General features: G+C 65.7%; 16 protein-coding genes and 2 tRNA genes. 13 read left to right on the top strand and 5 right to left on the bottom strand.

Features of this window, described 5'->3' with window-relative positions; all coding sequences use genetic code 11:
* A partial coding sequence (locus tag AC1DHX_RS07125; protein WP_476899935.1) for a LysR family transcriptional regulator occupies window positions 1–515 on the bottom strand: 515 nt, incomplete at its 3' end.
* 185 nt (window positions 516–700) lie between these two features.
* On the opposite strand from AC1DHX_RS07125, the gene AC1DHX_RS07120 reads away from it, so the two are divergent.
* The 5 genes from AC1DHX_RS07120 (at window position 701) to AC1DHX_RS07100 (ending at window position 4,529) form a co-directional block, all read left to right on the top strand.
* Window positions 701–1,771 (top strand): sunset domain-containing protein, encoded by a 1,071-nt coding sequence (locus tag AC1DHX_RS07120; RefSeq protein ID WP_476899934.1) that lies wholly within the window; start codon window positions 701–703, stop codon window positions 1,769–1,771.
* Window positions 1,772–1,817: 46 nt separating this feature from the next.
* On the top strand, window positions 1,818–2,945 hold the full coding sequence (locus AC1DHX_RS07115; RefSeq protein WP_476899936.1) for a PQQ-dependent sugar dehydrogenase: 1,128 nt from the start codon (window positions 1,818–1,820) through the stop codon (window positions 2,943–2,945).
* A gap of 116 nt (window positions 2,946–3,061) precedes the next feature.
* Window positions 3,062–3,134 (top strand) — tRNA-Lys (locus AC1DHX_RS07110).
* Window positions 3,135–3,336: 202 nt separating this feature from the next.
* Window positions 3,337–3,882, top strand: coding sequence for a hypothetical protein (locus AC1DHX_RS07105; protein WP_476857806.1), 546 nt, complete (start codon window positions 3,337–3,339; stop codon window positions 3,880–3,882).
* A gap of 188 nt (window positions 3,883–4,070) precedes the next feature.
* On the top strand, window positions 4,071–4,529 hold the full coding sequence (locus AC1DHX_RS07100; RefSeq protein WP_476899933.1) for a hypothetical protein: 459 nt from the start codon (window positions 4,071–4,073) through the stop codon (window positions 4,527–4,529).
* Window positions 4,530–4,561: 32 nt separating this feature from the next.
* Here AC1DHX_RS07100 and AC1DHX_RS07095 read toward each other — a convergent pair whose 3' ends face one another.
* Both AC1DHX_RS07095 and AC1DHX_RS07090 read right to left on the bottom strand, forming a co-directional pair.
* A complete protein-coding gene (locus tag AC1DHX_RS07095; protein ID WP_476857807.1) occupies window positions 4,562–4,816 on the bottom strand; it encodes a hypothetical protein in 255 nt (84 codons plus the stop codon).
* An 869-nt stretch (window positions 4,817–5,685) separates the two neighbouring features.
* Window positions 5,686–5,874 (bottom strand): hypothetical protein, encoded by a 189-nt coding sequence (locus AC1DHX_RS07090; RefSeq protein ID WP_476858789.1) that lies wholly within the window; start codon window positions 5,872–5,874, stop codon window positions 5,686–5,688.
* A 288-nt stretch (window positions 5,875–6,162) separates the two neighbouring features.
* On the opposite strand from AC1DHX_RS07090, the gene AC1DHX_RS07085 reads away from it, so the two are divergent.
* Both AC1DHX_RS07085 and AC1DHX_RS07080 read left to right on the top strand, forming a co-directional pair.
* A complete protein-coding gene (locus tag AC1DHX_RS07085) occupies window positions 6,163–6,792 on the top strand; it encodes a DUF2510 domain-containing protein (RefSeq protein ID WP_476858790.1) in 630 nt (209 codons plus the stop codon).
* 366 nt (window positions 6,793–7,158) lie between these two features.
* Window positions 7,159–7,548 carry a hypothetical protein gene (locus tag AC1DHX_RS07080; protein WP_476858791.1) on the top strand — a complete coding sequence of 130 codons (390 nt, stop codon included), beginning with the start codon at window positions 7,159–7,161 and terminating at the stop codon, window positions 7,546–7,548.
* 89 nt (window positions 7,549–7,637) lie between these two features.
* On the opposite strand, the gene AC1DHX_RS07075 is transcribed toward AC1DHX_RS07080, so the two are convergent.
* Window positions 7,638–8,120 (bottom strand): MarR family winged helix-turn-helix transcriptional regulator, encoded by a 483-nt coding sequence (locus AC1DHX_RS07075; protein WP_043433894.1) that lies wholly within the window; start codon window positions 8,118–8,120, stop codon window positions 7,638–7,640.
* A gap of 109 nt (window positions 8,121–8,229) precedes the next feature.
* Here AC1DHX_RS07075 and bcp point away from each other — a divergent pair, with 109 nt between their 5' ends.
* The 6 genes from bcp to AC1DHX_RS07045 all read left to right on the top strand — a co-directional run bounded on the left by bcp (window position 8,230) and on the right by AC1DHX_RS07045 (window position 16,596).
* Window positions 8,230–8,703 (top strand): thioredoxin-dependent thiol peroxidase, encoded by a 474-nt coding sequence (bcp, locus tag AC1DHX_RS07070; RefSeq protein ID WP_476858792.1) that lies wholly within the window; start codon window positions 8,230–8,232, stop codon window positions 8,701–8,703.
* Between the two features lie 119 nt (window positions 8,704–8,822).
* A tRNA-Leu gene (locus AC1DHX_RS07065) sits at window positions 8,823–8,904 on the top strand.
* A gap of 237 nt (window positions 8,905–9,141) precedes the next feature.
* Window positions 9,142–9,819 (top strand): fasciclin domain-containing protein, encoded by a 678-nt coding sequence (locus tag AC1DHX_RS07060; protein ID WP_079553543.1) that lies wholly within the window; start codon window positions 9,142–9,144, stop codon window positions 9,817–9,819.
* A gap of 241 nt (window positions 9,820–10,060) precedes the next feature.
* A complete protein-coding gene (locus AC1DHX_RS07055) occupies window positions 10,061–11,716 on the top strand; it encodes an ABC transporter substrate-binding protein (protein WP_476849013.1) in 1,656 nt (551 codons plus the stop codon).
* Between the two features lie 78 nt (window positions 11,717–11,794).
* Window positions 11,795–13,297 carry a malate:quinone oxidoreductase gene (locus AC1DHX_RS07050; RefSeq protein WP_476899932.1) on the top strand — a complete coding sequence of 501 codons (1,503 nt, stop codon included), beginning with the start codon at window positions 11,795–11,797 and terminating at the stop codon, window positions 13,295–13,297.
* Between the two features lie 119 nt (window positions 13,298–13,416).
* Window positions 13,417–16,596, top strand: a complete 3,180-nt coding sequence (locus AC1DHX_RS07045; RefSeq protein WP_476899931.1) for an efflux RND transporter permease subunit — start codon at window positions 13,417–13,419, stop codon at window positions 16,594–16,596.
* On the opposite strand, the gene AC1DHX_RS07040 is transcribed toward AC1DHX_RS07045, so the two are convergent.
* Window positions 16,593–20,927, bottom strand: a complete 4,335-nt coding sequence (locus AC1DHX_RS07040) for a Pls/PosA family non-ribosomal peptide synthetase (RefSeq protein WP_476899930.1) — start codon at window positions 20,925–20,927, stop codon at window positions 16,593–16,595. The genes AC1DHX_RS07045 and AC1DHX_RS07040 overlap by 4 nt on opposite strands.
* Window positions 20,928–20,929 lie beyond the last annotated feature (2 nt).

The raw sequence follows: 20,929 nt of genomic DNA, 5'->3' as shown, positions 1-20,929 counted from the left end.
CCCACGTCCAGGGGTTCGTCCAGCAGCGGCACCACTGTCAGGCCCTGGCCGCCGAAGACTTCCGGACCGTCGACACTGTGCGCCAGGACGATGTCGTAGTCCGCGGTCAGCCCGGCGAACCCTGCAACGCCCGGGTCCTCGAAATGCGCCTCGAACCGCAGCCCCTCGACGGCCTTGACCCGGTGCAGCATGCCCGGCAGGAACATCTCCGCGGCGCTGGGAAAGAAGGCTGCCACCACCCGCGTCTGCCAGCCGCGCCGGTACGTGTCGATGGTTGCTTCCGCCCGCGCCATGGCCGTCGACACGTCGGCGGCGGCGCCTGCCATGGCCAGCCCTGCCTCGGTAAGGCGCACTCCCCTGCCGGACTTCTCCACCAGGACGACGCCCAGTTCCTCCTGGAGGGTCTTCAGTTGCTGCGACACTGCAGATGGCGTGACCTTCATGGCCTCGGCCGTGGCGCCTACGGTCCCGCGGCCGGCGAGTTCACGCAGTATCTGCAGTCGCTTGAAATCCATGAGGCGAGGCTACACGCCGGGCCGGGTTTGGTTCCGGTTCCGGGTTGCTCACCGGGCCGGGGATCCGCTCCAGGAATGCCCGGCATTTGGCCGCCGGGAGGGTGGACAGCCGGCTTTGCCCGGACGTAACGTCAAGCATCGGCAACCATGCCTCATGGGCTGAATACGGACTGAAAGGCTCTGCTATGGACTGGATCGTCTGGCTCGTTGTCATCATCGTGGTGGTCGCTGTGGTCTGGCGGCTGCTGAACCGCAACAAGAGCCGCCCGGGCGCAGATTCCTCATCCGCCGCAGGCACCAGCACCGGCACTGCTGGCGGCATTTCTTCTGGCAGCCCCGCCGGTTCGACGCCGGTGTCTGGCGCGGCGAGCGGTTCGGCGGCCAGTTCGACGGCGGCGGCCAGTCCGGTTGGCCCGGCAGCGGCCGGGGCCGCGGGTCCGACGTCGGGTGCCGCCGGTGCCGGGATGGCCGCGCCCGAGGCAGCGCCTGCGCCTGAGCCGGACGCAGCGGCCCGGGATGCCACGGCTGCCCCCGAGGCGACCGAGCCCGCAGCGGCCACCGCGGCCCCGACCATCGAGCCGGGCGCCGAGGCCGCCCCGGAAGCAACGGGAGCCCCGGGCAATGCCGAGTGGGAGACCCAGTGGTCCGAGACCGCCCCGCYGGCGGAGACACACACCGCCGCCCACGCTGAGCCGGCCCGCGGTGCGCACGCCGTGACGGCCGCCGAGCTTGGCGCTGCTGCGGAGACTGGACCGGCAGGCCTGCCCGTCCACCACCCCGAATACACTGAGCCCCACGCGCCGACTCTGCCCGGGGCGGAATCGGCAGCCGCGGAACCGGCCGACGACGAGGACACCGTTACCGGCACGGCCACTTCAACCAGCACTGGCGCTGGTACCGGCATCGGCACGGCGATGCCCGGAGTGCCCGACGCCGGGACACAGCCCGCAGGTCACGCTGACACGGAAACGACGCAGATGGCAGCCTCGCCGGCAGGGGCCGAGGCCTCCGCCAGCCAAACGGCCGAGCCCACCGGCCATTTGGCCACCGAACAGCCCTACGGCGAGGGGTCAGCGGCTCCGGTGGCCGACGGAAGCGGCCCTGAGGGTTTCACAGTCAAGGGCAATGCCTCGTCGATGATCTACCACGACGAGACCAGCCCGGCGTATGAAGAAACCCGGGCTGAGGTGTGGTTTGCCTCCCCGGCCCACGCCGAAGCAGCCGGGTTTCGGCCGCCGCGCCGGACACGGCAGTAGCCGGCGGTCCGGGCGGCCGACCTATCCCCTCTCAACGCGTCCCTTGATACTCCCGCGTTTTACCGGCAGGCGCTTCGCTGGCAGGGCAGCGGCCCGGGCCGTGGCGCTTGCCGTTGTCCTGTTTTTCTTGAGCGCCTGCACCGGCGGCTCAACCTCGCCCGTGGTTCAGCCGGGAGACCGCACTGCCACCGGCGCAGCGGGTACGGCCGGGTCAGCGGGTGAGCCCACGGTTGCGGGCCGGGTTAATGGGCTGCAACTGCCGTGGTCCACGGTCCATCTACCCGACGGCACCGCGGTCATCTCCGAGCGCGACACAGCACTGCTCAGGACCATCAAAGACGGACAGCTCGGCACGGTCGGCAAAGTGCCCGGCGTCGTGCCCGGCGGCGAAGGCGGTCTCCTGGGCCTTGCCCTTTCCCCCAACTTCGCGTCGGACCGTTACCTCTACGCCTACTTCACCTCGGCGGCGGACAACAGAATCGCCCGCATGCGGCTGGAGGARCGYGGCGGCAGGCTGGAGCTCGGCGCCCTGSARCCSGTTTTCACSGGSATTYCCAAGGCCGGCACGCACAACGGCGGMCGGATCCGCTTTGGGCCCGACGGTTTCCTCTATGTGGGGACGGGCGACTCCCAGCGCCGGGAGCAGCCGCAGGACCGCGCGGCGCTGGGCGGGAAGATCCTCCGCCTCACTCCGGATGGCAGGCCGGCACCAGGAAACCCGTTTGGCGATAACCCGGTCTACAGCTTTGGCCACAGGAACGTCCAGGGACTGGCCTGGGACAGCGCGGGCCGGCTCTGGGCCAGCGAATTCGGCCCGGACGTCAACGACGAGCTCAACCTGATCGTGCCGGGCGGCAACTACGGCTGGCCCGAGGTGACGGGCGCCCCGCACCGCCCCGGCTTCCTGGACGCCAAGGTGGTGTGGCCGTCGACGGCGGAGTCTTCCCCCAGCGGACTCGAAATTGTCGGCAGCACCGCCTACTTGGGCGCCCTGCGCGGCCAAAGGCTCTGGGTCGTTCCCCTCAACGGCGAATTCGCCGGAGATCCTGTGAGCTATTTCACAGGAAAGTACGGCCGGGTGCGCAACGTTTCACTCGCTCCTGACGGGCGCCTGTGGCTCCTCAGCAACGGGCAAAACCCTGATTTCGCGCTGATTTTGAACCTCCCCGGCTGACCCGGACCATCCCGCGCCCCTCGATTTCACACGACAGCCAATCTCGTGTAGAGTTTCATGTCGTTGCGGAGAACAACGCGGGAAATAAAAAGCCCCGGTGAACGAAAACAACAGATGCACCTCTAGCTCAACTGGCAGAGCAATTGACTCTTAATCAATGGGTTCCGGGTTCGAGTCCCGGGGGGTGCACAAGCGAGAAACCCCGTCTTACAGGCTTAGCGGCCTGCGAGACGGGGTTTCTTTTTTGTTGGCGAAAGGCCGGCGCGACGCCGCGACAAGCCGGATCCGGGCTGGTGCCGCAGACCAGACTCGTAATGAGGTTGGCTAAGTCCTCCCGACCGGCCGGCCCGGGATGACTCGCCATTTAGGGCACTGACCGTAGACTCGGCCCATGTCTGGTCCTGGGGGAACGAAAACAGTCCGCTGCGCTGCGGCATACGTTGTTGGCCTGCTGCTCGCCGGTAGTTTGGCCTCCTGCGCCTACGAGGACGAGGGCGATCCCCGGCCGACGGCGGCCGGGCAAAGCCACCGGCCGGCGCCCGCCGCCCCGACCAAAGATCCGGGGGTGCTGGGCGTGGAAGCGAGCAACTACGCCGAGCTGCACAAGCGTCTGGCCGAGGCGCCAGGGTCCGTCCTCCTCTCTGACGCCGGTCCGGCGGACGGGCCAGGGGTTGGCTTCACCAAAGCCGCAACGGTGACGACCGCCGGTCCGCACACAGTCACCGCGGCGTGCGTGGGCATCCCCCATGCCCAGATCTTCCTCTCCCAGAACTCGCTGGCCGGAACAGAGCACACGGTGTTCGAGGTCGATTGCTCGCGAACCCAATCGCAGGTCGTCCAACTGCAGAAGGGCTACGTCAGTGCCCAGTTGACCCGCCCGGACCCGACCGGCGCCTGGACCGGGGCGGTCGCCGGAATCAAAGTCACGGGCCAGTGAGGCTAACGAGCCTGTATGGACTCAACTCAGCGCATCGGACCCAGCCCAACATGTGGTGGAGGGACTCGCGCGGTGGAGGGACTACTGATGCCGACCGTAAATGCTGCTCTCGATCCCTTTCGCGTTGCGAGGCGTGGCTGTTCCAGGACATCGACTACGGCCGGGACGGGTGCGCGTAGTCTGTCGCCATGACCTCGGGAAGCGGTGATGGCGGTAGAACGTACGAGTGGCAATCGTGGCCGTCCGACTCACTGGAGGGAATGCCGCCGAAGCGCCGCCGGCTGGTCGTCTGGGGGTTGCTGTGGCTCTTCCTTTTGAGCGGTGTCCTGCAGGGCGTCCTGAGCGCAGCGGGCATACCCGAGCCGTGGCGGTCCGTGGTGTTCGCTGCCGCCTTGGCCGCGGTCTTCGTCCCCCTGATCCGGGGAGCAGYCGCTGAAACCCGCGCCCTGCGAGCCGAAGGTGTCGACATGCCCGCCTTCGTGATGAACCGCAAGGCGCTTGTCGTCCTCTCCGTCGTCACCGGCGGGCTCTGGATCGTTTTTGCGGTCCTCGCATTCCTGGGTGAGTCCGCCTCCCCGCTGGTGCCGATCGCCTGGACCATTGTGCTGGCCTTCCAGGGCCGCAGCTGGAGATCCTTGCCGCGTTGAGTGCCAGGTCTGCTGTGCGGCCGGAGCCGGTCCTACAGCTGCCGGCCCCGTTGGTCCCAGTCGGCTCGGCGGGCCTCTTCCGCGTCCCAGAATGGTGCATCGTTTCTCCGGACCCGGAGCAGATGCAAGAGTTGAATCACGCCCATCGCAAACATGGCCGTGTAGATCCAGAAGGAGACGGCGTCGAAGCCTCTTTCCGGCCAGAGCTTGTTGAAGGCGAGYAGAGCACCGATCAAGGCCAGCCCGGCGGCCGACCAGGCGCTGAACTTCCAGGAGCCGCGAGTCATCCGGGGTTCCATTCGCTTGCGGCCCTCAGTGGTCGGCATGAGTCAGATCTCCGGATGCTTGGGGCCTTTGGCTGGAGCGGGGTTCGCTGTCGCTGCCCAGTGCTGATGGCTCACCCTACCGATTCTTGGTCCACAGTGACGATGGCTTGCTGAGCGAAGACCTTGCCCGGGCAATGGAGACACGCAAAGGCCGGGATTCCGTGGCTGCCGGCGGTGGAACCCTACGATGGTGAGGATGAACTCCACCCGGAAGGTCTCGTCCGCATCCGCCGTGGCCCTGCTGCTCGCGGTCCCGCCGTTGGTCCTTGCGCTGCCCGCGGCGGCCGCGCCCTGCAAGCCTGCCGGCCTTCTTCCAGTGAAGATCTGTCCCGCCTCGCCGACGCCGGGCCCACCGTCCGCTTCCCCGGCGCCCAGTGTGACTCCCCCGGGCAGCACAGCGCCGCCGTCGGACCCCGCGCCGCCCCAACCACCGTCACAGTCGCCGTCTCAAAGCCAGGTCCCCGGACAGGACGCGGCTCCGCCGACGCCGGGCCCCGCCCCCTCCGTCAGCCAGGGAGCCCCCACCCCACCGGCCACGGGTTCCGTTCCGGTCCCGGCCACGGCGGGAACGTCCGCCCCTCAGTCGCCGGACGCTGGCCAGGGCCCGGAGTCCGCAACGGCGAATCCTTCCGCAGCGGCGGCCGGCAGGGTCGGTCCCGGACCGGACGGGCAAGGCAGTCTCGCCGGCGGATTCCTGCTGGCGCTCAGCGGCCTGCTCATAGGCGTCTCCGCGGCCATTGGCCTCCGCCGGCCCGTCCGGCCATGAAACGGCCGCCGAACCGTCACAGTGAACTGTGTGGTTCAGCGGCCGCCTCATGCACATCGATTTATCAGACCTTCTCGCGGGAACGGTCGCGCACCTTCTCCGGTTCTTCGACCGTGAACTCCTTGCTGCGGCGGGGGAAGGCCCAGAACTTGATTTCCGGCGCCTGCGCCCGCGTCTCCGGGCGATCCTCAGATTCCTTTGCGGCATCCTTCCTGGTTTCCCGCCAGGAATCCCTGTTGTACGAATAGCACATCACTGACCTCCTTCGTGGTGATTGCCTATTAATCGTCCTCCCGATCGGCTGGCGCGTCGATACTTCCGGACTGCCCTTTTGCGTCCGGGCGGCAGGCCGGCCCAAGGGTTCCAGCGGACGGGTCTGCGCCGTCGGCCGGCCTTTCCGCCGGCACGGGCCGCGGTTAGACTCCATCCAATGCACCACTGCGACCAATGGGGGAATCATGGAGTTGCCCATCCCCCTGTACGCTCTGTCACGGAACAGAAGAAGCCAACGCGCGCCACGCCCCGCAAAGGATGAACAGCCATGACCGTCCCGCCCAACGCCTCCGCCCCTGGCCCTGGCTGGTATCCGGACCCGGCGGGCTCGGGCCGGCTTCAGTGGTGGAACGGTTCGGCCTGGACCGGCCAGTTCAACGCACCCCAGTTCCAGGCGGCGCCGCCCCGCCACCCGGTGGCGCCGCGCAGGCGCATCAGCGACCGGACACCGGTCTACAACGCGTACATCTGGACAATTGTGGCCCTGCCGCTCGTGCCGCTCATCCTGCTGATGTTCTGGAACCCTGTGCTCCGGCTGCGCACCGTGGGCCCGCGGCAGATCCAGACAATTGATCCGGCGTCGATTTTCACGGCGCCTTACTTCCTCTTCATAGCAATCAGTTTCGTGGCCTACGGTGTGTCCGCCCTCCTGGCGTACCTGGACTGGGACCGGCTGCGCAAGGACGGCGTTGTCCGGCCGTTCCACTGGGCGTGGGTGTTCCTCAGCAGGGAGGTCTACGTGATTGGCCGCTCCGTGATCGTCCACGAGGTCGCCCCGCGGCGGGGGCTCGCCCCGGTGTGGGTCACGATCAGCATCGTCTTGCTCACGGCGGTGCTCACCGGCCTCAAAATGTCAGCCATCGTAGCCACCCTGGCGAACCAGGCCGTAACGGTGTAGGCAGCGTCAATCCAGGCAGCGGCCAACGTGCCGGGCTGCTCCGACCGCCAACATCCTGGCTCCTGAAGCGATACGTCCGATTGCGGCAGAAACAGGGTCTTTAGTCCCTTTTGAGAGTCAATGCTGGGGCGTTGACTGGAAAGGTGCTCCGGGCAACAGTTCTGGAGCGACCGGTCCTGCAGACCCGGACCGACAACAACGCCGGCCAGAGGGCCCGACGCGACCACCAAAGATGATATTCAGATCTCCCGGTGCCCACACTGAGGATCGCGTCAGCAGACACGGAAATCATGGGCCTCCGGCAGCATGCCTGCACGGCCCGCCCCCCCGGGCCAGGGAAATCGATCTCCGTAAGGACCAAGTTTCATGAACAAGGCTATTCGCATCATTGGAACAACCGCGGTGACCGCCGCACTGGGCCTGGGCGCCAGCGCCGTGCCTGCCAGCGCCGCCGCTACCACTTCGACCGCCTCCGCCAGCTCCTGGAGTCAGTCCTCATTTGTGAACCGGCACCACATGCGGGACAACAACCGGCACGACACGCGCAATGGCTGGTGGGACGGGGAGAACCGGTGGCATGACAACGCCGACGGATGGGGTTGGCGCGACGATCATGGCAATTGGCGTGACGACAACGACCACCGCGGCTCGTGGACGGGCCGGGACGGCTGCCGGCATGACAAGGACGGGTTCTGGGACCATCACGGAAACCGGCACGACAATAAGCACCACAACCACCACAGGAACACCTGGTGACCGGTCACCACTGAAGGCCTCGAGAACGGAACTGATTGGGACGGCGGGAAACCCTGYCGTCCCGTTCCCGTTCCCCCACAGCAGCGTGGCTAATTCAGCGGGGTGGCCCCGGCAATGGCGCCCGGCTCGGCAGCCGTGACGATGGCATTGGCCTCCGGCGAGGAAGACTTGGTTGCCAGCACCCTGACCACGGCCTGGAGCTCCTGCCGCAGCACGTCGGGGTCAATGGGCGTGGCGGCGAGCACGGAACGTTCCATGTCGGCGGCCGCGGCAACCGCCTCGCGCCCCTGGTCAGTCAGCGACACCACATGGCTGCGCCGGTCGGAGGTGCTGCGGTGCCGCGAAATGTGGCCGTGCGCTTCCAGCCGGCTCAGTGTCTTGCCCATCGTCTGGGCCTGGACCCGGACGAGCTGGGCCAATTGGGCTTGCGTCATCGGCCCATTCGCCGAGAGCACCTCCATGGCGATCACCCCGGCATGGGTCAGGCCAATGGCCCCCAATTTTTCGTTCCAGGAGTGTTCTACAAGACGTGCTGCCGTGGACAATAGGCGGCCCGTGGGCCAGCGATCCATATCAGGCATACCCAAGAGTATAGCGAGCAGCGGATTCGTCCGGCGCCGATCGCGTCACTACGCTGGATTATCACCCCGCTTCATGACCAACCTCACCAAGGAGACACCCGTGTCCGAGCGACTCACCGCCGGTGCCACAGCACCGGATTTCACCCTCAAGAACGCCGAAGGACAGGACGTCAGCCTGCGTGATTTCCGGGGCCGGAGGACCGTGCTCTACTTCTACCCGGCAGCCGCCACGCCGGGATGCACCAAGGAGGCCTGCGATTTCCGGGATTCCCTCGGCGCGCTTCAGGCCGCAGGTTATGACGTCGTGGGCATCTCCCCCGACCCCGTCGGGAAGCTTGCCGCGTTCGCGGCCGCCGAAGGGCTGAACTTCCCGCTGCTCTCCGACGAGGACCACTCCGTCGCCGAGGCATACGCGGCCTGGGGCGAAAAGAAAAACTACGGCAAGACCTACCAGGGCCTGATCCGCTCGACCATCGTCGTCGACGCCGACGGCCGGGTTGCCGTCGCACAGTACAACGTCCGGGCCACCGGGCATGTCGCCAAACTTCGCCGGGACCTGAAACTCGACGCCTAGTCCCCGGTCTCCGGTCCGTCCGCCCGCGGCAGCCGTTGCAACCAGCAAACCGGCAAATAGGTACAATGGAGCCTGGCGTCCGCCGCCGGGGTTCTTTCCCGGGACGACGACGGCGCCGCGCGCGAGTGGTGAAATTGGCAGACACGCAGGATTTAGGTTCCTGTGCCTTCGGGCGTGGGGGTTCAAGTCCCCCCTTGCGCACAGAGAGAACCCCGGTCTTCGGACCGGGGTTCTTGTGGTTTCCGGCGCTGTTCCGGGATTTTTCAGGAGTTTTGTCCCCGCCAAAAAGAATTTCACATCCGCACCCATCCGTTTCCTCCGAGCAGCCGAATACCCATTGAGACACCAACCAAGGGTCGGTGCCCAACAGTCGGGAAAGGGCCGCAGCGGCAAATATTCGCCGCCGGCAAACATCGGCACAACAAAGGAGAAACCGAAATGCAGAACATCAAGCGCACCACGTTCGCCGTTGCAGGTATCGCAGCTGCCGCCATGCTCAGCCTCACTGCCTGTGGCGGATCCAGCGCCTCGTCGGCCCCCGCTTCCTCGGCCCCGTCCTCCGCACCGGCGGAATCCAGCATGGCGTCCCCCTCCACGAGCGCCTCCGCCGCGGCCATGGATCCGGCCGCCAACCTCGTCGGCTCCGGCTGCGCCGCCTACGCCGCCCAGGTTCCCAGCGGTGCCGGCTCCGTCTCCGGCATGGCGCTTGACCCGGTAGCCACCGCGGCGTCCAACAACCCGATCCTCACCACCCTGACCGCCGCCGTGTCCGGCAAGCTCAACCCCAAGGTCAACCTGGTGGACACGCTCAACGGCAGCGAATTCACCGTCTTCGCCCCGACGGATGACGCCTTCAAGAAGATCGATCCGGCCACGATCGAGGCCCTGAAGACGGACGACGCCACGCTGAGCAAGATCCTGACCTACCACGTTGTTCCCGGCAAGATCACCCCGGACCAGATCGTCGGCACCCACAAGACGGTTCAAGGCGGTTCGGTGACGGTCACCGGCACCAAGGATGCCCTCAAGGTTGACGGCGCCAACGTTGTCTGCGGCGGCGTCCAGACCGCCAACGCCACTGTCTACATGGTCGACTCAGTCCTGATGCCCAAGTAGTCAGCCCATTTGCACTCCTGCCCGGCTCCAGCCTGACTCCCTGGACCACTAGGAGAAGCGGAGGCCCGCACCACCAGGTGCGGGCCTCCGCTTTTTGCGCTCCCGTGCGCCTTGCGGCGGTGTGCCACAAGAGCTGGCGGACCCGGCCGTCAACTAGACTGGGGCTGGTCCGCAGCCGGCGGACCATCCAGTTCCCAGAGGTGATTCTCGAGTGCCCAGCAGTACAGTGCCCAGCAGGACAGTGCGGCGGATTGCCGCCAGCATCGGGGCCGCCCTCCTTGTCCTGCCGCTCGCGTCCTGCACGGGCAGCCTCGGCCCGGCACCCAGCTCCCCCACCGCCTCTGCCACCGCCAGCGCGGCACCTACCGCGCTTTTCACCTTCGGCACCGGCTCGGAGCCGCTCGGGCTCGATCCTGCCCTGGTCTCCGACGTCGAGTCATACCGCGTCACCCGGCAGGTACTGGAAGGCCTCGTGGGCGTAGACCAGACCACCGGCCAACCCACGCCGCTGCTGGCCACCGAATGGTCCCAGAGCGATGAAGGCCGGACCTATGAGTTCAAGCTGCGCGGGAACGTTAAATTCCAGGACGGGACACCGTTCGATGCCGCCGCGGTCTGCACCAACTTCAACCGCTGGTTCAACTTCTCACCGGCCCTCCGCGAACAGGCCACCGGTACCACCTTCAAGGGCGTCTTCAAGGCCCATGCGGACCAGGCGTCGCTGTCCATATACAAGAACTGCACCGCCGTCGCACCGGACAATGTGCGGATCGGCCTCACCCAGCCCTTCACGGGTTTTCTCCAGGCCCTCACCCTSCCGGCCTTYGCGATCTCTTCGCCCAAGGCCCTCGCCGCGGAGAACGCTGACGTCCTGAACCAGCGCCGGGGCGGGCAGCCGGTATCCGCCTACGGCCTCCACCCGGTAGGCACAGGGCCGTACGTTTTCGGCTCCTGGGACTCGGGCAGCGTCTCCCTGGCCAGCAACAAGGACTACTGGGGTGACAAAGGGCAGATCGGCACCATCAAGTTCGTGACCTACGATCACCCGCAGACCCGGATGCAGGCGCTCCTTGAYGGCAAGATCGACGCCTACGACGCCGTCACCGTGGGAAACTTTGACCAACTGGTCAAGAGCGGAAAGCAGATCATCCAGCGGGACCCGTTCTCCGTGATGTACCTGGGCATGAACCAGCAGGTCCCCATCCTGCAGAACCTCAAGGTCCGCCAGGCGATYGAAATGGCGCTTGACAAGGACACTCTGATCCGCCGGTTCTTCATCGACAACACGGCCCAGGCATCCCAATTTGTTCCGCCCAAGCTCAGCGGCTTCAACAACAATGCCGCGGCGCTCGGCTACAACCCGGGCAAGGCCAAGGAACTCCTGGCCGAGGCCGGCTACAAGGGCGAGGAGCTGAAGTTCTACTATCCGCTCAACGTCACCCGGCCCTACCTGCCAACGCCGGAAAAGGTGTACGCCGAAATCAGCCGGCAACTGACCGCCGTCGGGCTCAACGTCAAGCCCGTACCGGTGGACTGGGCTGACGGCTACCTGCAGAAGGTCACGTCCCCGGGCGACCACGCCCTGCACCTGCTGGGCTGGAACGGCTCGTATTCAGACCCCGACAATTTCGTGGGCCCGCTCTTCGGCGAGAACACCGGCGAATTCGGTTACCAGGATCCCCAGGTCTTCTCCAAGATCGCCCGGGCCCGGGGCCTGCCGGACGGCAAGGACCGCACCGAGGAGTACCAGACCATCAACGGGCAGATCGCGGCCACGGTGCCCGCGGTTCCCATTGCCTTCCCGATCTCGGCCCTGGCGCTCTCGGACCGGGTGCTGAAGTACCCGGCGTCGCCGGTGCTGAACGAAGTTTTCACAAAGGTCGAGCTAAGGCCTTGACGCCCGGGGCCAATTTCAGTTAGTGGGCGGTGCGGGATATTCTGTGACAGCCAGAGCCGCTGCTATCGGAGACTGATTGTGACTTTCATTTCCAAGACCCAACACGCCGACGTCGTCCTGATTGGCGGCGGCATCATGAGCGCCACGCTCGGCGCCTTCATCAAGCAGCTTGAGCCGAACTGGACCATCTCGCTCTTTGAGCGTCTGGACGAGCCCGGACTGGAAAGCTCCGACCCGTGGAACAACGCCGGCACCGGACACGCTGCCCTGTGTGAGCTTAATTACTCCCCCGCAGCCAAAGACGGCTCGGTGGACCCCGGCAAGGCCCTGAACATCAACGAGCAGTTCCAGCTGTCCCGCCAGTTCTGGTCACACCTCGTCTCGAACTCGCTGATCGGCTCCCCCAAGGGCTTCATCAACACCGTTCCGCACATTAGCTTCGTGATCGGCGAGGACCACACCAAGTTCCTCCGCACCCGCTACGAGGCACTCAAGCCGAACCCGCTGTTCCGTTCGATGGAGTATTCCGAGGACCACGCGCAGATCGCCAAGTGGGCCCCGCTGATCGTCAAGGGCCGCGACCCCAARCAGCGCGTCGCGGCAACCCGCGCMGCCGAGGGCACCGACGTCGAYTTCGGCGCCCTGACCCGCGAGCTGACCACSTACCTGGGCAACAACGGCGTGGAGATCAACTACGGCCACAACGTCAGYGACATCAAGCGCGCGTCCGGCGGCGGCTGGGACCTGCGGCTGAAGCACGCCACGAGCGGCGAGCACGGCTCCATCCACGCGAAGTTCGTGTTTGTCGGAGCCGGCGGCGGTGCCCTGCACCTGCTGCAGGCCTCCGGCATCCCGGAAGGCAAGGGGTTTGGCGGTTTCCCGGTCTCCGGCCAGTTCTTCCGCTGCACCGACGAGAGCATCGCTGCCCGGCACAGCGCGAAGGTCTACGGCCAGGCGTCTGTCGGCGCCCCGCCCATGTCCGTGCCGCACCTGGACACCCGCTACGTCTCCGGCAAACGCTCTCTGCTGTTCGGCCCGTACGCCGGCTTCTCCACGAACTTCCTCAAGAGCGGCTCTTACCTGGACCTGCCGCTGTCCATCCGCCCCTCCAACATCATCCCGATGCTGGCCGTGGCCAAGGACAACATGGACCTCACCGCCTACCTGATCAAGGAAGTCGCCAAGCGTCACGGCGACAAGGTCGAGGCCCTGCGGGAGTACTACCCCGAGGCCAAGGACGGCGACTGGGAGCTCATCACCGCCGGCCAGCGGGTCCAGATCATCAAGAAGGACCCGAAGAAGGGCGGCGTGCTGCAGTTCGGCACCGAGGTCATCGCCGGACGCGACGGCACCATCGGCGCCCTGCTTGGCGCATCCCCGGGCGCGTCCACCGCCGTGCCGATCATGATCGAGCTGCTCCAGAAGTCCTTCCCGAAGAACTTCAAGGGCTGGCAGTCCAAGCTCAAGGACATGATGCCCGGCTACGGCGTCAAGCTCAACGACAACCCTGAGCTCGCCGCCACGCTGGAGGCCGAGACGGCCAAGGCGCTGCAACTCGAACAGGTCACCGCCAGCAACTAAGCCGGTGCCCGGCCGCGGCTGGTTTACACTGCTGGTTTGGGACCGCTGCAACCCGTGACGTCCCCGTTTTTTGATGTCCCGTTGTGCAGGACGCCCCCGACCCACCAGGAGACCATGAGATGTTCCGGCTCGCAAAGCTGTCTCTCGCCAACCGGGCCCTGATCGCGCTGATCACGGTGTTCGCTTGCGTTTTCGGCGTGATCACGATGTCCTCGCTGAAACAGGAGCTCATCCCCTCCATCGAGTTCCCGCAGATCACCGTGATCTCCTCGATGCCCGGTGCGTCGCCGGAAGTCGTGGACAAGCAGATCAGTGCCCCGTTGGAAAAGGCGCTGAACAGCGTCGAGGGGCTGGAATCGACGTCGTCAACGTCCCGGAACGGCGTCTCGCAGATTTCCCTGGCGTTCACCTACGGCTCCAACCTGGACCGGGCCCGGAACCAGATCGACCGCGCCATCTCCAACGCCAAGCAGGCCCTGCCGAAGGACGTCCAGCCGCAGGCGATCGCCGGGAGCATCAGCGACTTCCCGATCGTCTTCCTGGCCGTGTCCTCCGACAAACCGCTCAGTGAACTCAACGCCGATCTCGCCCGGCTCAGCGTCCCTGTGCTGCAGAAGCTCGACGGCGTGCGCGGCGCCGACGTGACCGGCGGCGCCACGCAGCACATCCAGATCCTGCCGCGGCCCCGGGACCTGGCGGCATCGGGCACGAGCCTCCAGGCCATCAGCGACGCGCTGAAGAACAACGGTGCATTGGTCCCGGCCGGCACCATCGAGGAACAGGGCAAAACCCTCTCGCTGCAGATCGGCAGCCCGGTCGACTCCCTCGACGCCATCAAGGCCCTCCCGCTGGGCGCGGCCCGTGATGCGGCGACGATCGGCAGCGTGGCGGATGTCAGCCTGGTCGAGGACGCCCGCACGTCAATCACGCGGACCAACGGCAAGGAAACCCTCGCCCTGTCCGTGACCAAGAAGCCCGAGGGCGACACCGTCGCGATCTCCCACGCGGTCAAGGACGCCATCCCGCAACTTGAGGCCGAGCTTGGCTCCAACGCCAAATTCACCCCGGTCTTCGACCAGGCGCCGTTCATCGAGAAGTCCATCAAGGACCTCACCACCGAGGGCCTGCTGGGACTGGGCTTCGCCGTCCTGGTGATCCTGGTGTTCCTGATGTCAGTGCGCGCCACCCTGGTGACGGCCGTGTCCATCCCGCTGTCCCTGCTGATCACGTTCATCGGCCTCGCTGGCACCGGCTACTCACTCAACATCCTCACCCTTGGCGCGCTCACCATCGCGATCGGCCGCGTCGTGGACGACTCGATCGTGGTCATCGAAAACATCAAACGGCACCTGAGCTACGGCGAGGACAAGATCACCGCGATCGGAACCGCCATCCGCGAAGTTGCCGGCGCCATCACGGCGTCCACCCTGACCACCGTGGCCGTCTTCCTGCCCATCGCCTTCGTCGGCGACCTGGCCGGTGCGCTGTTCCGTCCGTTCGCCCTGACAGTGACCATCGCCCTGCTCTCCTCGCTGCTGGTCTCGCTGACCATCGTGCCGGTGCTGGCCTACTGGTTCCTGCGCACGCCCGCCGTCACCGGCTCTCCGGCTTCTGCGGCTGGCATTGCCGCCAAGGCGCACGAGGCCGAGCAGAGCACGCTCCTGCAGCGCGGCTACCTGCCTGTCCTGTCCGGCACGCAGCGGCACCCGGTCCTCACCCTGGTCGCCGCGGCCCTGGTGCTTGCCGGCACCGTGGCGATGTCCCCGCTGCTCGCCACCGACCTCCTGGGCCGCTCCGGCGAGAACAGCATGACCGTCAAGCAGGCCCTGCCGGCAGGGACCAGCCTTGACGAGGCCAGCGCTTCGGCGATCCGCGTCGAGGACACCCTGCGGGGCATCGACGGAATCAAGGACGTCCAGGCCACCACCGGCAACGCCCAGACCGGCTTCTCGGCCCTGCTCTCCTCCGGCGCGTCCAATTCGACGTTCACCGTGGTGACGGACGAGAAAGCCAACCAGGGCAAGCTCCAGGAGACTGTCCGCAGCGAACTCTCCAAGCTCGGCGACGCCGGAAAGATCACGGTTGGTTCCCAGCAGGGCGGCTTCGGCACTTCGTCAACCGTGGACATCACCCTCAAGGCCGCCACCACCGCCGATCTCCAGACGGCCAGTGACGCGATGGTCAAGGCCATGGACGGTGTCCCGGGCAGCAGAGAAGTGGCCACCAACCTGGCCGCCAGCCAGCCGGTGGTCCAGGTCAAGGTGGACCGCGCCAAGGCCGTCGCGGCCGGCCTGAACGAGGAGCGCGTGGCCGGGGTCCTGGCCGCCACGATCAGCCCGATTCCGGCCGGGACGATCCGCATCGACACCAACGACTTCCCGGTCCGGATTGGCGAGGGCACCCGCTTCACGAGCATCGAGGCCGTCCGGGACATGCCGCTCCCGACGGCGGCCGGCGCCGTTGCGCTGGGCAGCATCGCCTCGGTAGAGCAGGTGGACGTCCCCGTCTCCATCACTGCCAGCAACGGCCAGCGCACCGCTCGGGTCTCGGTGACGCCGTCGGGCTCCAACCTCGGCGCGGTCAGCACCGAAGTGCAGAACCGGCTCAAGTCAGTCCAGCTGCCGCCCGGGGTGACCGCCACGATCGGCGGTGCCACGACGCAGCAGGCCGATTCGTTCCGCCAGCTCGGGCTCGCACTGCTCGCTGCCATCGCGATCGTCTACGTGATCATGGTGGCTGCGTTCAAATCGCTCGTGCAGCCGCTGATCCTGCTGGTCTCCGTCCCGTTCGCCGCGACAGGCGCAATCGCCCTGCTCGTGGTGACCGGTGTGCCGTTGGGCCTGCCGTCGCTGATCGGCATGTTGATGCTAGTGGGCATCGTGGTGACCAACGCGATTGTGCTGATCGACCTCATCAACCAGTATCGCCAGCCGCGCAACGGCGAACCCGGGATGAACGTGGCGGACGCGATCATGCACGGCGCCCGCCAGCGCCTCCGCCCCATCCTCATGACGGCGCTCGCCACGGTGTTCGCCCTGACACCGATGGCGCTGGGACTGACCGGCGGCGGCGGATTCATCTCCCAGCCCCTGGCGATCGTGGTGATCGGCGGCCTGATCTCCTCCACCGCCCTCACACTCATCCTGGTCCCGGTGCTGTACCGGCTCGTGGAAGGGCGGCGCGAGCGCAGGACACTGCAGAAGTCGCTGCGCCGCGGACGCCATTCCGGGCCGGCCGTGACCGAGGACTTCCCCGACGACTTCCCCGAAGACGCTCCCCTGCCAACCAGTTCGCACTAGGAACCAGAACCCGGCGTCCCTGCCTTGTCCTCGGCCTCGACGTTAGGCTTGACGAGGGTCCGCGCTGCCTTGGGCGCCCTGTGCGTTCCGTGAGTTGCGTAGGTTCCCTTCGAGAGTCTGACGAGTCCAGCGGGTACTGCGACGGCTTCCCGGTGGCGGGGGCCACCGTGGCGCGGAACGCCGTAGCGAGGGCTCCCAGAAACCACGGCCGCGAGCGGTTTAGGGGCGACGGGGCTTGTCACCTCCCGCGCCGGGTTGCCGGTATAGGTTGCATCTTCCGGGACGTCTTCGCCCTTCATCAAGAGGGCGTCGGCACCGAGTGACGAACCATCCTGCATCGTCACCCCGTAGTTGACCCACGAATCCACGCCAAGGGAGCAGCGGTTGCCGAGAACGATGTAGTCGGACTTGAAGGCCCCGTCTTCCATGGAGTGGCCCTGAATGGTGGCTCCTTCATTGAACGCACAATCATCACCGATAGCCACAAGAGTTTTCTCCGGTATGTTGGCGCCGGCATCGTAGAGCCGCTTGCCGACCTTGACGCCCAGCATTCGCCAGATCACGGGCTTGAACGGGGTTCCGTTGAAGCCCGGCATGGCCAGCAGCTTCCATAGACGTTCGTGCCGCCAGAAGTAGGGGTCGTAGATGGAGCAGTATTGCGGCTTCAGGTGGCGGAAGCCCATGACCGAGCGCTCAACAAGCACGGCAATCAGTACGCGGAACAGCAGCAAGGTGAGCATCATGGCTGCGATCGCCAGCACACCGAGGAAGCTGAATGCCGACACGGCAACGGCGGCGCTAAACGTGGCAACAAACAACAGGAACCAGCGCACGGCCAGGAACAGCACCATGCTCAGGATGTTGTGCCGGTTCTTTGCCGGGAGAGCGCTGTTCCGCGCCTCTGCAATCGTCTGTTCGTCAAACTGGGCGTCACGCTGAACAGACCGGGGAATCTCGAACGGCGGTGACCCCAGCAGGCCCACATCCGCACGGATCGGACCGTCGATCGGAATCATCACCTTCGTGGCCAAGAGACAGTTCTCCCCGACCCTGGATCCGATCGGAACACTGATGGCATTACCGAGAAAGTTGTGGCCAGCCAGGTGGACCCGCGAGAGACGGAACGACGTGCTTGAGAAGTCGGCGTTCATCATGTTGAGGCCGTCCGCGACCATAGTTCCTGTTCCCACTGAGCTCAGGAACGGCGACTCGTGGGCCAGTGTGGGGCCGAAGTTTGACCCGGTTTGCTCCACCCTGCCGAGGTTATAACCCAAGGCCTTCAGATAGTGCACTATGTACGAACTGTCGCCGAAGACGTCTTTGTACAGTTTGACGTTGGACACGCGGGCGATCATGCGCTGGATGGTGAAGTGCACGCCGTACAGCGGATAGACCTTTTCCGGCTTGATGAAGCGATTGAGCAAACGCGGGATGCTGAAGATGATGATCAGGCCGGTGATCAGYCCGACAACGAACAGAACCAGTGTTACGGCGAGTACGTCAATGAAAAAGTTTGGGGAGCCCGGCTGCAGGTGTCCCGTGCTCAGGTAGGGGGGCAGGAGCACGGCCAGCCCGAGAAGGCCCGCCGGAACCACCAGGACCAAACGGTTGAACAACTGGAGAAGGCTGAAAATGACCCTGCGTCGCGTGCCGCAATTAGTGGGCGGGACACGCAGGTAATTGGTGTTGGTGCGCGCAGCAGGCGAACCGTGCCAGATTTGTCCACCAGGTACAACCTGCCCGGTCTGCAACGATGAAGCATGTCCCAGCTGAGTGTCGTCTCCCATCGACGTAGCGATGTCCAACGTGGTTTTCTCCGACACAAGGACATTTCTGCCCAGCATCACGGGACCGGTTTCAATCATGCCCGAGCGTGCCCGATAGCATTGGAACGAGGAGTTCTTGTGGATGACTGTGTTGTCACCGACGGTGAGCAGGTCCGGGCACGCGGGCACCTTCCGGGAGAAGATCACCACCCCCTTGCCGATCTTTGCGCCCAGGAGCCGCAGGTACACCACATACAGCGGAGAGCCGGCGAACAAGACCAGTGGATTTGCCCTGGTAAGTGTCTTGACTGCCCAAAAACGGAGATAAGCCAGACTCCATATTCGGATGTTGCCCGGCTTCCACCGCCCAACCAGAATCCACTTGGCGAGGATCGGGGTCGCGGAAAGGATCAGGAACATGGCGGCGCCGAAACCAATGGACCGCAGCCACATGTCAAATGGATTGCTGCCCCCGGATGTCCACTGGAAGCCGATAATCAGCAGGGAAGCAGCGTACGAAGTGTAACCCAGGAAAATCAGCAACTGAATTGCCCCGCACATGACGAACTGGAAGGTGCTGGGTGGTGGCATCGGAACCGGGGGTACAGCGTCGGTCTCTGCTACGGCCGCGCTGAGGACGGATTCACTGTGCCGGGCTTCGAKGCAGGCGGCGAGCTGCCGGACCGTCGGGTTCTCATAGATATCCTGCATCGCGGCTGCGGGCAGGGCGGTTTCTTTCCTGATGCGGGCGCAATAGCGGGCCATCAACAGCGAGTCGGCGCCAAGGTCGTTGAAGAAGTGGGCATCGGTGGAAACCTTCTCAAGGCTCAGGACGGTGCCAAGCTGCGCGGCCAGGGCCTCTTCGGCGGCAGTTGTGGGGGCGGTAAAGGACCCCGCGGCCGCCCGGCTGATCCTGTGCTCGGGACGGGGTAGCCGCTTCCTGTCCACTTTGTCACTGGCCATCATGGGAATGGAGTCCAGCTGTTCAAAATAGGCAGGAACCATGTATCCGGGGAGCCTGGTGCGCAGCATCCGGTGGAGGTCATGAGCATCCACGCCCTCCACGTCCTGGCGCAGGGTGTAGTAGGCGGCCAGCTCCACGGTTCCTTGTTCCGGCTCATACGTCTGTACGACTGCCTGTGCAATGCCGGGGAGCTGCAGGAGGACGGATTCTATTTCGCTCAGTTCGATGCGGTAGCCACGTATTTTGACTTGGGTATCGATCCGGCCGAAATATTCGAGCTGCCCGTCGTCGTTCACCCGTCCGAGGTCCCCTGTGCGATAAATCCGGCCGGACGGGTTGTTCTCGATTCCGAGGAAATCCGGGACAAAGGCCCGCTCCGTCAGGTCCTGACGGTTCACGTACCCGCGCGCCAGCCCCACCCCTGCGAGGCCGATTTCTCCCATTTCACCGCGCGGCAGGGCCCGAAGCTCGGCGGGATCCACAATGACCGCGGTGTAGGTGGGCAAGGGCACTCCGAGGGACACGGGCAGGTCCGGGTCCAGGACCGACCAGGTGGCAGTCACGGTCGCTTCGGTGGGGCCGTAGACGTTCAGGAAGCGCCGGCCGGGGCGGTGCCAGCGCATCACGAGATCCTTCGGGCACGCCTCTCCGGAGACCAGCAGGAACCGCAAATCGGGCAGGTCCTCGTCAAGCGTCGCCAGCAGCGTTGGAACGCAGCAAAGGGCGGTGATCCGTTTTTCCTGCAGGTACTCCGCGAGTTCGGCACCCAGCATGCTGGACCGGCCCGGCTTGGGCACCAGCGTGGCTCCGACCATCCAGGCAACCCAGATTTCCTCCACCGAGAAATCGAAGGCGATCGTCATACCTTGGTACACGCGGTCCGTGGACTCAATCCCGTAGATGTCAGAGGCCACCCGGACAAAATTGCAGATGCTGGCCTGCTCCACTGCCACGCCCTTGGGCCGGCCGGTCGAGCCGGAGGTGTAGATAATGTAGGCCAGCTCATCCTTGGTTCCGCCATGGTCCGCGCTTCCCAAACGGGAGGAATCCTTGGCGTCGATCTGGGCCTGCACATCATCGACGCACACYGTGACAGCGGCCACCTCAGGCAGCAGATCCCTCAGATGGGACAGAGACAGGACCATGGCCACGTTGGCGTCCTCGACAATGTACTGAAGACGGTCAGGGGGGAAACCCGGGTCCAGGGGAACATAGGCCGCGTGGATCTTCAGAACGGCCAGCATCGCCACGTAGGCCCGCCATGGCTGGTCAAACAGCAGGGCGATGCGGTCACCCGGCCGGGCACCGCACACCAAGAGATGCCGCGCCAGCTGGTTCGCCCGTTCATCCAGCTCCGTGTACGTCAGGACAACGTCCCCCGCATCGACGGCAACCTGGTCGCCGCGCCCCTGTTCCCGCAAGCGGTCGCAACTATCCTCAAACAGCTGGTCCAACCGCTCGCCCCGCCGCCAGCGGGCGGCCTGATCGGGCGCAGCCGACGTCAGGACAGTTCCGCCTTCCGAGCCGCCGATCATCGACATGATTCCCCGCAACTCGGGAGGTCTGGTGAGGCCGTTTCCGGTCCTCGCGGTCTTGCCCATCC

Source organism: Arthrobacter sp. 05N33_2 (assembly GCF_056397425.1).
Note: the sequence above shows the minus strand (reverse complement) of the source record. Positions and strands in the feature narration are given on the sequence as shown.